The sequence below is a fragment of the Levilactobacillus angrenensis genome, assembly GCF_003946085.1.
Lineage (GTDB): Bacteria > Bacillota > Bacilli > Lactobacillales > Lactobacillaceae > Levilactobacillus > Levilactobacillus angrenensis.
On sequence record NZ_RHOB01000025.1, the window covers coordinates 1 to 13,594 of the forward strand.

The following is a 13,594-nucleotide window of genomic DNA, read 5'->3' on the forward strand; positions in this document are numbered from 1 at the left end:
CCTCGAGATGAGATTTCCCATTCCTATATGGAAGTAAGACCCCTGAGAGATGATCAGGTAGATAGGCTGGAAGTGGCAGCGTTGTGAGACGTGAAGCGGACCAGTACTAATCGGTCGAGGACTTAACCAAGTAGAGTTGGTGTTCTCAAGAGAAAATTAATTGATGATATCTAGTTTTGAGGGAATAAGTTCTCTTATAGTGTGGTGGCGATAGCCTAAAGGATACACCCGTTCCCATGCCGAACACGGAAGTTAAGCTTTAGTACGCCGATAGTAGTTGGGGGATCGCCCCCTGCGAGGATAGGACGTTGCCACGCGATTATTCCGGCATAGCTCAGTTGGTAGAGCACCTGACTGTTAATCAGGTTGTCGACGGTTCGAGCCCGCCTGCCGGAGTCGGGTTAACCTGGTTAACCAATTGATATGCCGGCTTAGCTCAGCTGGTAGAGCATCGGTATCGTAAACCGAGGGTCGGGGATTCGAATTCCTCAGCCGGCATCAAGATAGTCATTGGTCTGTTGATCAATGGCTTTTTTTGTGCTTTCATTTAAATTAATCGTCATGAAAGCGGTTATCCCAAAGCTGACCATCAATATAATTGGTATAGGTCACTATAAAATAATTGGTATAGAACTAAGAATGCCGTCATAAAGCTGATAAAGATAATATATTAAATATTGATTTATTTTAAAAATCTATTGTGGTCTACTTCTGAAAGTGATATTCTTAACATATCGAATAGAGATAAGGAAAAGGGAGCGGACATCATGAAAAACGTCTTACTATTATCAGGGAACGAAAATTCAAGTCACTTATTCTTAGGGGAAGCTAAGCGGACCGCTGAAACTCGGCAAGTTCCTTTGAATTTTAAGGCAACGGTGATGGCTGAATTAACACCAGATCTGTTGGCAGAACAGGACCTGGTCTTGTTAGCCCCACAGACGGCTAGCGAAGCCGATATTGCCGCGATGAACACGCAAGTCCCAACTGTAGATATTCCCAATGACATCTATGGCTGGTTGAATGGTCAAGCACTGGTTAAATTTGCTTGCCAAAAGCTCGACTTGGGCGTTGTCGGCGCAATGTAAACAACTGAATCAATAATGGGGGACTCGCCGTTGGGCGGGTCTTTTTTGCATTGGCACGGGATTAGGGTAACCGGGTGAAAATCATTTGACTATTGCATCGGTAAGCCATCAGTAAACAGTTTTACTAGTCACCGAGCAGCTCTCAATAACTGAGCATAAACGACCGCAAATTTACGAATTTTATGCATAAAAAAACTAATAATGCCAGCCGGGGTAAAATGAATAAAAAATAAGAAGATTGCATGAGATGGCTAATAGTTTCATCATTATTTTTCAGCGGTGTGACGGGAAATGAAGACGTTTTTATTAGGAAAACCGTTGCGTAACAGGAGTTTGTGCAGTATAATTACTACTATGTTTTATTAGAGGTCTATGAGACACCGTGACCATCGGCTTTTGCGATTGGTCCTGCGAAAAATAAAATTATTCATTTTTAGAATTGCAATGGAGGTATTATCGTTTTGAATAACAAACCGGAAACAACCAGCCAAGACCGAACCTTCTTCGGTCAACCGCGTGGGTTATCGACGCTGTTCTTCACAGAAATGTGGGAACGGTTCAGTTACTACGGGATGCGGGCTATCCTCATCTACTACATGTACTACTCTGTCACTAAGGGTGGGTTAGGCTTTAGCCAAGCAACTGCGGCTTCCGTAATGTCCATTTACGGGTCCATGGTTTACTTATCCTCAGTCTTAGGGGGTTACATGAGTGACCGTGTCTGGGGGAGTCGGAAGACCGTCTTCATCGGTGGGGTCTTGATCATGTTCGGGCACATTGCGCTGTCCATTCCTGCCGGCTCGATGGCCTTGTTTATCTCAATTCTCTTGATCGTCTTAGGGACCGGGCTCTTGAAGCCAAACGTTTCTGAAATGGTTGGGGGCCTCTACGATGCAGGGGATACCCGTCGTGATGCTGGGTTTACCATCTTCGTCTTCGGGATCAACTTGGGTTCTCTGGTCGCACCAATCTTAGTTGGTTGGTTAGGGTTGAGTTATAACTTCCACTTAGGGTTCTCCTTAGCCGCTATCGGGATGTTCTTAGGCCTGGTTCAATACTGGATCGGTGGTAAGAAGTACCTGAGCAAGGACAGCCTGTACCCAACTGACCCACTCGAACCTGGCGACATGAAGAAGTTAACGGTTCGTGGGACGATTGGTTTAGTTGCCTTTGGTTTGGTCGTTGTGCTGATGTACCTCTTAGGTTCATTGAACTTAAACAACTTCGTGCTGTTACTGTCGATCATCGCGATTGCCGCACCAGTGGTCTACTTCGTGATCTTCCTGACGAGTAAGAAAGTCACGACCGTTGAACGGAAACACGTGTGGGCTTACTTGGGCCTGTTCATCGCGGCCATGATCTTCTGGGCTATCGAAGAACAAGGGTCATCCGTCTTAGCCCTGTTCGCCGCTAACCAAACGAACAACCATTTCTTAGGCTTACACATCTTGCCAGCTTGGTACCAGATGTTAAACCCACTGTTCATCTTGATTTACACGCCATTCTTCGCTGCTTTGTGGAACCGTTGGGGCAAGAATCAACCTAGTTCACCAGCTAAGTTCGCAACTGGGATGCTGTTTGCCGGGGCGTCTTACCTGATCATGGTGATTCCTGTCGTTATGTTTGGGACCGACACCAAGGTTAGTCCACTCTGGCTGGTTGGTAGCTGGGCCGTAGTCGAAATCGCTGAATTGCTGATTTCGCCAATCGGGTTATCCGTGACGACCAAGTTAGCACCTAAGGCCTTCCAATCACAAATGATGAGTATGTGGTTCTTGGCCGATGCCGCTGGGCAAGCCGTTAACGCCCAAATCGTTAAGTTATACACACCAGAAAACGAAGCAGCTTACTTCATGGGCGTGGCCATCGTGGCCATCGTCGCTGGGGTGATCATGTTCGCGCTGGTTAAACCAATTAAGAATTTAATGGCCGGTATCAAATAAATTTGTTTCTGGCAAAAAAGTGCTACTCTGTTATCGGAGTGGTGCTTTTTATTTTTAGGAGGGTGCAATATGGTTCGGGTGGCTTTGATCAGTGATTTGCATTTAGACGTCAACCAACAGGATGCGGCGACCGTGGCTCGACAACAGGCGGCTTATTTGACCCGGCAACGCGTCGGGGTCTACCTGATTGCGGGCGATATTACCAATTACTTCGACCAGTCCTTGGCGTTCGTCACACAATTACAAAAATTATTAGCGCCGACGCCGGTCCGGTTTATCGCTGGCAATCATGACATGCTACATGACATCACGTATGCGGGCCTAGAATCGCCGTTAGCGCCCGTTTACCTCCATCGTGGGTATTTAGACGTGAAGGGGACTAACTGGCGGGTAATCGGCAATAACGGCTGGTATGACTATCGCTTTGCGGACAACCTGGTCAATCGGGACTTTGCGGTCTGGAAACGGGCGTACTGGGTCGACAGCACGATCACCCAGCCCATGAGTGATCCGGAGCGCTTGGCAGTGAGCCTGGCGCAACTGACGGCACAATTGACCGCCGCGCAGGCAGCGCACAAACGCGTGCTGGTGATGACCCACTTTGTCCCCCGGCGTGATTACATTCGTTACACGGACGATGACCGCTTCTGGAACATGGCTAACGCGTTGATGGGCAGTCCGCAGACCGGCGCGCTAATGGAAAAATATTCAGTTCCCGTTGTTTTATTCGGTCACAGCCATCAACGATTTGCGCCGAAAACGTTTGGCACCACCACGTACCTCAATCAGGCGCTGGGCTATCACAATCGCCGCATTAACGAGTGGTCTCAGCCGGATTATTTCACGGAATGGCAGCGTCGTTTAAAAATTTTGGACTTAAAATAAAAAAATCTGCAAAAAAGTCTTGACGGTTTATGCAGAATTTTGTATGATAGTGAAGTTGATTCGTTACGACGATTCATCTTTTGGTGGGGTAGCGAAGTCTGGCTAAACGCGGCGGACTGTAAATCCGCTCCTTCGGGTTCGGTGGTTCGAATCCACTCCCCACCATTTTTATTATTGGGCTATAGCCAAGTGGTAAGGCAACGGGTTTTGATCCCGTGATGCGCTGGTTCGAACCCAGCTAGCCCAACTAAAAAACCGATCACGGTGTGTGGTCGGTTTTTTTATGCACTTTTTTCTCTAAAGCTCAGATTCGGGTAACTGTCCGGGGATAAAGGCTATCAGCTGGTGGGGAGCCGTCCTGATGAGATTACATTACCTTAAAAATGGTTGACTGTGTTCGCAATTAATCCCAACTGACAATTGACTGGGGTAGTGGTAGGATGACCTTAAGAGTAAAGTGGCCGGTAGCTGGGGGGCTAACGGGGGACAAGCGAGGAGGCGCAGATCATGCGCAAGCAAACGCAACGACGACTAAATTTAACATCAGGCAAGTGGCTCTACGCCAGTGTGACCCTGGTAGGCCTCAGTACGGGCGCCTTATTGGTGACCCAGCCAATCGAAGCGGCCACACGCGTTACCGATGGCAGTAACAGTGACCCCCAAACGGCCACGGTCGCGGCCACGAGCACCTCGTCGACGACACCGTCGGCTAGCGTTAAACCAACTACTACAGCCAGCACGGCTACGTCGACCGCTGATACTGTAGCGAAAGTAACCCCCAAAACCACAGTGACCACGGCCGTTCAGCCGGATAAGCTGGCGGTGGGTGTTTCCCGGCCGACTCGACAGGCCAGGGTGACGCCGACCTACGCACTGCGGCATCAATTCTTGCGACGCCAGGTCCAGCCAACGACGCCGGTTGCCAATGCAACGCCAGCTGTTACTGAAACGAAGGCGACCACCACGACGCCCACGACTGCGGCTGTGACGCCGGTTCAATCAGCAGCCACTGATGCGCCGACCGTTACCAGTGCGTTAACTTATCAGTTAAATGCTGGCGGCGACGGCTACATCGTCACGGGCCTCCAGCAGCCGACCGCCGCGCCCGCCGTCACGGCTATCACGATTCCGGATCGGTATTTGGGCAAGCCGGTTTCAGTGATTGGAGCCGGGGCCTTTAACGGCGATGAGCTGACGTCCGTCACCTTGGGCAATAACCTGCAGTGGATCGAAGCCGATGCCTTTGCCAATAACAAATTGAAAACGGTTAAAATGACGGACGGCATCTGGTCGGTGGGTGACAATGCCTTTAGTAATAATGACCTGACCAGCGTGGACTTGAACCACGTGTCTGCCATCAATATCGGCGCCTTTGCCCACAACGCCATCGTCAGCCTCGTGATTCCGGAGACGGTCACCGCGATTGCGAACAACGCCTTTGAAGACAACGCCATCCGTCAGCTGACCTTGGGACCCAATGTCGGCACGATTGGGACGGCGGCCTTTGCCGACAACCAGATTGCGGGCTCGCTGACCTTGCCGGCTAAATTAACGGCGCTGGGTGACAACGCCTTCAACACCAACCAATTGACGGCGGTACATGGCTTGGACCAACTGACGGTGCTCAATACTGGGGTGTTTGCTAACAACCGATTGAGCGGGAAATTAGCGCTGCCAGCCAGCATCACCAGTGTGGGCGACATGGCCTTTGCCAACAATCAGCTGACCGGGCTGACCTTGGATGACGCCTTGACATCGATTGGGACGGACGCGTTTGCTGACAACCGGATAGAAAATTCACTGACCTTACCGGCTAATCTGACCGAGCTGGGGGATGGCGCGTTTGCCACCAATCGGCTGACCAACGTGACCTTGAATGCTAAAATTACGCGCGTGGGCATCCGGACCTTTGCCGATAACCAGCTGACCGGGACGCTAAACTTGCCCGACAACATCGTGAATGTCGGGACCGATGCCTTTGCGAATAATCAGTTGACCGGTTTGACCGGTGGGACGCAGGTTAAGACCATTGAAGCGCGGGCCTTTTACAACAATAAATTGACGGGGACGCTGGACCTGGCGGACGCGGTGACTAGCATTGGCGCCTATGCGTTTGCGAATAACGCCTTGCAGACGCTGACTGGCGGGGCTGGTCTAATCACGATCAACGACCATGCCTTTCAAAATAATCAGCTGAGTGGAACCCTGACGCTAAGCGATTCGCTAACCGACGTGGGCGCCTATGCGTTTGAAAATAATCAGTTGACCGAACTGAATCTACAAGACAATGTCAACAGTCTGGCGAACTATTCCTTTGCGGATAATGATCTGAAAAAGATTACGGCCGTCGGTAAAATTGGCACGATTGGCGATTACGCCTTTGCGGGACAACGGCAATTGGATAACGTGCAGACTTGGGCCTGGATCGTTAACGTCGATGAGGCTGGCGTGATGACCATTCATAATGTGAAAGCGGCTATCAAAAAGAAGCTGGGTACGGATATAGACGGACTGCAATTCAAGCTGACTGATTCCCAAAAAGTAGCTACTTATGACAGTACTTCGGATACCCTGAAATTGCCGGCCAAGGTCACAGACGCGACGGTCACGGTCAGCCTGGTGACGGGCGGCACGGATACCGGACGTTATAGCGTGGACAACTTGACGTTTGTTCTGAGACGGCATGTTAAAGCCGATGTGGATATTCCTAGTAATTTGCGGGATGAAGGCATGTTGGGTATGCTAATTGGCATGAAAGCAGATAAAGTGCCAAGTAGCGGTATAGTCGGCACTATTCAGACTATCGCGGTTCCCAAAGTTGGTGGCTATAATGCGGACCGGGAAACGATTCCAGCACTGGTCAATGCGGATGGGACCATTACGGCGTTGGAAAAGGTAGATTATGAACCGGACCTTACGCCAGGTGGTGGCGGACATGACACACCGGGTGATTCTTCCAAGGATCAGACCGGCACTGACAAGACACCCACCACGCCAGACGTAACGCCGACTACTCCGCCAACGACACCAGAAATTCCAACTACAGATGATGCCGCCGCTGACGTGCCAGTCACGCCTGATCAGCCGGTTGCGCCAACGCCCACGACTAGCGGGAACGATGATGCGATTCCGTTGCCACCAAGTGGGGATGCCAATCAGATTGATCCACACCAAGTCATGAAGAAACGCGCAACCAAGCCATCTCAGAAATTCACGCCGGCAACGGTCCAGCATACGCGACTAACCCCAGCAACACGTTGGGGACGGGTCGCCACGCCGGTTGGCACCTTTACGTCGGTACGAACAGCGGGCAGATCAGTTGTCCAGCCGTTGGGCACGACACGTAAGACGACCCCGGCGACCGTCCAGTCAGTAGCACAACGCTTGCCGCAGACAAATGAGCAGCAGTCGGTCTGGCAATGGGTCGGTGCGGTGCTCTTAGCGGGGTTGAGTTGGTTTGGACTGGCTAGAAAACAGCGACATGAATAAGTTATGGAGACGAGTGACGTCCGCTTTTGTTGGGCGTGACTCGTTTTTTGTCGAACTGAAAAAAATTTTCTTACCACAGATTTGCGAACCTGTCCCCTAGATTCCCCTGGTCCAAGACAGTTGTCCCCAATTCAAATCGGTTGAGGACAACTAATCCAACGATAACTAATAAAAATGTCTCGCTAATTCAAATAACCCATAGCGATAATCGTTCACCTCTTTGGCGATTAATCGGGCCTGACGACTGGCATTAAGAGTGCTAGTATATTAATTATATTGTATCGAATCATAATAAATGTGAAAGGGCGTCAGGGTCATGCGGAGTAGTCAGTTAGAACACAAAACACAGTGGGGAGGACCACAGCGTAAATGGTTTTACGCAGGACTCACTGTGGTGGCACTGGGCACCGGCCTGGTGGTTAATGACCCGAGAGCGCAAGCGGATGCGACGCCGGTAGTAGGTGAAGTCGCGGGTAATCAATCGCCCACGGCCAATGGGCAGGATGACCCCACTGGCAGTGAGGGGAACGAGAACGGTTCAGTAGACGATGGCACGTCACTGGAAAAAGCTAATGAAAACGATTTGCCGGATGCAAACACTGATACCGGTGATCAGCCACAGGATCCTGATACCGATGAGTCAGATGAGGACACGGATACGCCGGGGTCACCGGAGACGCCTGAGGCTGAGGATGAGCCACTGAACGACGACACAGCTGCCTCTGACCAGCCGCAGAACCCGGCGAATGAAAATCCAGACGCTGGTAGCGGCAATCAGCCAGCCGACGCCCCAGCGACCACCGTTCAGCAACCCGTCGCTGACCAGGTGACAACGTCAGCCTCTGATTTCGACTATGCACAAAATGACGATGGGTCATATACGGTGACCGGGTTTTCCAACACTTTTAACGGCGGCACCACAGTCATTGCGATTCCGGACTTCTATCAGGGCCAGGTGGTTTCAGAAATTGGCGACAATGCTTTTAACGGTCAAACGTTACAGGACGCTGGTCTGACCAAGTTGACGCAGGTGACGATTGGCAAGAATGTCCATGCGATTGGGGCGGACGCTTTTGCGGATAACGAACTTACGACCGTCAAATTTTCTGGCACCTGGCTGTACATTCATGACGGGGCTTTTAAAAATAATCGGCTGGCTGACCTTGATTTAAGCGGCGTGGCACAAATTTGGCAAGCAGCCTTTAGGGGTAACCCGTTGACCACACTGACGCTGCCAGATTCAGTTGAAATGATTGGTGCGTCGGCCTTTGCTGATTGCAACCTGACACAACTGACGCTGGATGACAAGCTGATTTCGGTTGATACGGCAGCGTTTGCCGGTAATCAGATTCAGGGTGAGTTGACGATTCCGGATAGCCTGACGGATATTGGGGATGAGGCTTTTAGCGGCAATAACTTGACTGGATTGTCCTTGGGAAAACGAGTGAAAACAATTGGGACGGCAGCCTTTGCTAATAATCAATTAGCAGGCACAGTGGTCATTTCAGATAGTGTAACTAGGATTGGTGAAAGGGCTTTTAGCGACAATCAGCTGACAGGTTTAACATTAGGACAAGGTGTGCAGACCATCGGCGCACAAGCCTTTCGCGGAAATGGTTTAGCGGGCACGCTGGCGATTCCAGCTTGCGTTCAAGACATTGGGGATGAGGCTTTTGATGGCGCGCACTTAACTGGGTTGACGTTTGCTAAAGATGCCCAGCTCAATCGGATTGGTGTTCAGGCCTTTGAAAATAATCAGCTGACCACGCTGGCGTTACCGGATAGCGTCACCAATATTGAGACGGGGGCGTTTAGCCAGAATCAATTGACGGGTGACCTAAAGTTGCCGGCGAGCCTGACGAACCTGGGTGACTTTGCTTTCGTAAGTAACTATCTTGAGCAGCTGATTGTCAACGACCGACTGGAAAAGATTGGGACGGGTGCTTTGGCCAATAATCAGCTTGCTGGGGATTTGATTCTGCCAGCAACTCTGACAAATATTGGCGATTACGCTTTCGCTAATAATCGCTTGGCATCTGTGACTTTAGATGATCAGTTGGCAACGATTGGTGACGATGCTTTTCTTAGTAATCAGCTCACAGGTACGCTCATCTTACCCGACAGTCTAACGAACTTAGGCGCAGAGGCATTTAAGTTCAATCAGCTGACGGGCGTGCAGATTGGTAGCGGGCTCGAAGAAATTAATGACGGGACCTTTGAAAACAATCAGATATGGCTTTTGACGTTGCCGGAAAAAATTGCGACTGTTGGTGAGTCAGCGTTTGCCCACAATAATTTAGTTGGGATTAATATCGAGAGAAACGACATTATTCTGAATCGGGATGCGTTTGCTTACAACGACTTGCAAGGCCTGAATGCCGTGAAAAAGCCCTGGATAGATGGCGAGAATGCCTTCAGTCACCAAAGTAAGTTCACGATTAAATCTGGGATCAGCCGTGACGGGACAACTGTATCTGGTGTCCGTGCGGCATTAACACAGGCATTAGCCATTAATGGCGACGCGCTACGAGAACTGAGCTTCGTCTACAATAAGGAAAAATTATCTTACAACGAAGCCACTGACACGCTGACGTTACCGGCCGGTTGGCCCACTGGAGAAGAGATCCTATCAGTCGTCTTCACCTCGGGTGGTCAGTTCACTGGTCAGATGGGTTTTGACAATCTGCGGATTGTCGTGCCAGCATTAGGCGCAACCAATTCAGGTAAAACACCAACCGCCGAAACAGATCCACTCCCGGGCGAAACGACGCCGGAAGCCCCGACAACCCCGGGCGATAACAACACGACCACCACAACGCCAACCACCACCGATTCGCCAGCCACAGATGGCGGCTCAGCGGCAGTGACCCCTCAGCCCAGCGCTTGGACGCCTGAGCCACACGCAACGGGGCACGTGGCCAACCGGGTCGTGAATCAGCTGAACTGGCACCGCAATGCCGACCAAGACCCAACTTATCAGCCGCGGCTGACCAACAGCGACTGGACCTGGTCAGCGATGACGTCCACGGTAAGCCAGACAGCGAAAACGGCGGGGACTGTGACCGCTGAGTCGCAGCCGGCCCGTCACTCAGTACAATCAGGTCGCCCCCTTATGCCGACCAGTGCTGACCCGACCCTGCCGCAAACCAACGACGCCACCACGCCCTGGCAAGCGCTCGGACTGGCCTTACTCGCCGGTCTCAGCTGGCTCGGCGTGGGGTTACGCAGACGCCACTAAATTTGAACCAACCGACAGACTGGGATTGATTTCCGGTCTGTTTTTTCTTGGCGTCGTGATTGGCGGGCAATTTTCCCCTAAAAAATTGACAATCCCGCGGAACTTCGCTAAAGTCAAATTAATAATTGCTCCAGACCATTTGTGGATTTGTCGAAGAAAGTGGGGGTCTTACCATGGCAACGATTGTGCAACCGGAAGACCTGTTTGCCTTGCGACCACTGGCCCAACCAGTCAGTGACGGCCAACGGGTGTATTACGTGGAGAGTCAACTAGACCAGCAGGAAAATGCCAGTCAAGCGGCCATTTACAGTGTTCAGCTGGCTGACGGCAGTGATCGGCGGCGGTGGAGTCCGGCCGGCGTGACCGTCAGTGAACTGGCGCTGAGCCCGAGCCGACGGTACCTGGCGTTTACCGGGACCGTGGCCGAGCACGCCCAACTTTTCCTGGTGCCCCTGAATGGCGGAGCGCCCGAGCAAATTACCCGCGGGGATGCCGACGTCAGCCAGTTGGTTTGGGAAAAAGACGCCGACGTCCTGTACTTTCAAACGACGACGGGGACACCCAAACCAACTGAACTGCCGAGCGTCCGCGTGGTCGACAAATTACAGTACAAACAAAACGGCCGCGGCATCCTGCCGCAAGGCCTAACGTATCAATGTATTCGCTATCAGTGTGCCAGTCGGGACCAATCCGTGGTGCTTGAACGGCCGTATCCCTTTACCGTGACGGCGGCTGATCAAGCTGGCTTGCTGTTTGATGCCAAACGGTTGCCGGACGATGAACACGATTTCAGCTTCGGCGAATACTGGCACCCCTTTGACGGCACCACCGAGCGCCTGTTGAACGCGCAACTGGCCGCGGGGTCCTTTGGCCAAGGTCAATTGGCGGCCGATGGGCAACACGTCTTGATGTGGGGTCAGGACAATCATATCCCCAACGTTTCGCAAGCCCACGCTTGGCTGAGCGACCTCAAGACGACTAGCCTGACGGATTTGACCGCACCACGAGACGTCGAGGTGGGCGACATGCTGGCGGTCGATAGCCAGCAGCGCCAGTCCGGCCAATTTGTCGCTTGGTTAGACGACCAGACTGTCGTGACCTTGGAAAATGCTCACGGCCGCCTCAGCCTGGTCAGTCAACGGCTAACGGGTGAGACGGCACCGCAGACGTTATTGGGCGGCGACCGGGCCATCACCGATTTCAGCGTGGTCGATGCCAATACTATCGTGTTCACCGAGACTACCATGACCAGTGTGAGCCGCTTGAAGGCCCTTAACGTGGCCACAGGCGACGAATGGGGGCTGGTGAACCCCAACGCCACCTACGAAGCCAGACACGCGCTGGTGGCCGGTCAGCGCTTCACGTTTAAGGGGGCAGCTGACTGGGAGATTGAAGGCTGGTATTTTCCACCAGTCACGCCGACCCCGCACCATCCGGCCGTCTTGTACGTGCACGGGGGGCCGCAAGTTGACTTCGGCTATGGCTTTTACCATGAGTTGCAGTTTCTGGCTGGTCAAGGTTATGGTGTCATCACCATCAATCCGCGCGGCGGCAACAGTTACGGCCAGGACTTTGAAACAGCTGTCATTGGCCATTATGGCGAGGGCGACTTTGAAGATCTGATGTTAGGCGTCGATGCCGCCCTCAAGCTGGACGCGACGATTGACCCGGCCCAACTCTGTGTCACCGGTGGGTCTTACGGTGGCTTCATGACCAACTGGATCGAAACGCACACGGACCGGTTTGCGGCCGCCGTGACGCAACGGTCGATTGCCAACTGGATCAGTTTTTATGGCACCAGCGACATTGGTTATTTCTTCACGCCCTGGGAGCTGAAACAAGATATGCGCGACATTAATCAACTGTGGCATTTCTCACCGCTAGCCTACGTACGCCAAGCCAAGACGCCTATCTTGGTCTTACACGGCGAAGAGGATCTGCGCTGCCCCACGACGCAGGGTGAGGAGTTCTTCGTGGGCTTGAAAGAGGCTGGCGTGGAAACACAGCTGGTACTCTTCCCCAAATCGAACCACGAGTTGTCACGCTCCGGTCTCCCGAATTTACGTATTGAACGCTTGAACCGCATCAACCAGTGGTTTAAAGACCACTTACCCAAGGAGGAAGCAGCAAAATGAAGATTGGATTTATTGGCGTCGGGGGAATGGCTCAAGCCATCATCGGCGGCTTATTGCAGGCCAAAACTTTTGCCCCAGCGGACATTGTCGTACACAGCCATCGCCAGGAAAGCTATGGCCCATATGCCAAAACGCACGGCTTAACGCCCGTAGCCAGCAACGCTGACGTGGTGACGGCCAGCGACCTAGTCGTGTTGGCGGTCACCCCTAACGTGGCCGTGGACGTCTTACAAGAAGTGGCACCACAACTGGCCAACGGCGATAAGGTCTTGATTTCAATCGTGGCGGGCCTTAGCCTGGAACAATTAGCCAACGTTGCGGGCGAAAATGTCCCCATTCTACGGACACTGCCTAACGTCAACGTGGAGGTCGGTGCGGGGATGACCGCCGTGGCCGCCAATGACCAATTGACGGGCGATAACCTGACGGCCGCACTGCGGGTCTTCAACACGATTGGCTCAACGACCACGCTGGCCGAAGACCAATTTGGCGTCTTCAGCGCGCTCGCCGGGAGCTCGCCGGCCTACATCGACTTCTTCATCGACAGTCTCAGCCGGGCCGGTGTCAAACACGGCTTGAGCAAGGACCAGGCGACTCAGATCGCGGCTCAAGCCACACTGGGGTCAGCGAAAATGGTCCTGGCCAGCGACAAGATTCCGTTTGCGTTGATCGACCAAGTGGCGTCACCAGGCGGCAGTACCGTGGCTGGCTTACTGGCAATGGAGGAGGCCGGCTTCATGACGGCCGTGGTCAAAGGCATCGACGCGACCATCAAGCGCGACGCTGGCGGTCCGGCATAACGCCAGCCTGATTGCA

At 52.5% G+C, this 13,594-nt stretch carries 7 protein-coding genes, 4 tRNA genes and 2 rRNA genes; all 13 read left to right on the forward strand.

All coding sequences use genetic code 11. The features are described 5' to 3' along the window. Positions 1–130: ribosomal RNA gene (locus tag EKM83_RS11510) — 23S ribosomal RNA — on the forward strand; the annotation flags it as partial. Positions 131–200: 70 nt separating this feature from the next. Further along, positions 201–317 (forward strand): 5S ribosomal RNA (rrf, locus tag EKM83_RS11515). A 6-nt stretch (positions 318–323) separates the two neighbouring features. After that, positions 324–396 (forward strand) — tRNA-Asn (locus tag EKM83_RS11520). Positions 397–425: 29 nt separating this feature from the next. Further along, positions 426–498 (forward strand) — tRNA-Thr (locus tag EKM83_RS11525). 269 nt (positions 499–767) lie between these two features. Further along, on the forward strand, positions 768–1,088 hold the full coding sequence (locus EKM83_RS11530; RefSeq protein ID WP_125577588.1) for a PTS sugar transporter subunit IIB: 321 nt from the start codon (positions 768–770) through the stop codon (positions 1,086–1,088). Between the two features lie 461 nt (positions 1,089–1,549). Continuing rightward, positions 1,550–3,031, forward strand: coding sequence for a peptide MFS transporter (locus EKM83_RS11535; protein ID WP_125577590.1), 1,482 nt, complete (start codon positions 1,550–1,552; stop codon positions 3,029–3,031). A gap of 69 nt (positions 3,032–3,100) precedes the next feature. Continuing rightward, positions 3,101–3,916 carry a metallophosphoesterase gene (locus EKM83_RS11540; protein ID WP_125577592.1) on the forward strand — a complete coding sequence of 272 codons (816 nt, stop codon included), beginning with the start codon at positions 3,101–3,103 and terminating at the stop codon, positions 3,914–3,916. 82 nt (positions 3,917–3,998) lie between these two features. Next, positions 3,999–4,081: transfer RNA gene (locus tag EKM83_RS11545), tRNA-Tyr, on the forward strand. A 10-nt stretch (positions 4,082–4,091) separates the two neighbouring features. Further along, positions 4,092–4,163: transfer RNA gene (locus EKM83_RS11550), tRNA-Gln, on the forward strand. A 260-nt stretch (positions 4,164–4,423) separates the two neighbouring features. Beyond that, positions 4,424–7,405: a leucine-rich repeat domain-containing protein gene (locus EKM83_RS11555; protein ID WP_125577595.1), complete on the forward strand. Its 2,982-nt coding sequence runs from the start codon at positions 4,424–4,426 to the stop codon at positions 7,403–7,405. A gap of 316 nt (positions 7,406–7,721) precedes the next feature. Beyond that, the gene (locus EKM83_RS11560) at positions 7,722–10,643 is read left to right on the forward strand and encodes a leucine-rich repeat protein (protein ID WP_125577597.1); all 2,922 of its coding nucleotides are present in this window, start codon (positions 7,722–7,724) and stop codon (positions 10,641–10,643) included. Between the two features lie 173 nt (positions 10,644–10,816). After that, the gene (locus EKM83_RS11565) at positions 10,817–12,778 is read left to right on the forward strand and encodes a S9 family peptidase (RefSeq protein ID WP_125577599.1); all 1,962 of its coding nucleotides are present in this window, start codon (positions 10,817–10,819) and stop codon (positions 12,776–12,778) included. Next, positions 12,775–13,578 (forward strand): pyrroline-5-carboxylate reductase, encoded by an 804-nt coding sequence (proC, locus tag EKM83_RS11570; protein WP_125577601.1) that lies wholly within the window; start codon positions 12,775–12,777, stop codon positions 13,576–13,578. Before EKM83_RS11565 ends, proC begins: the two co-directional genes overlap by 4 nt. Positions 13,579–13,594: the final 16 nt, after the last annotated feature.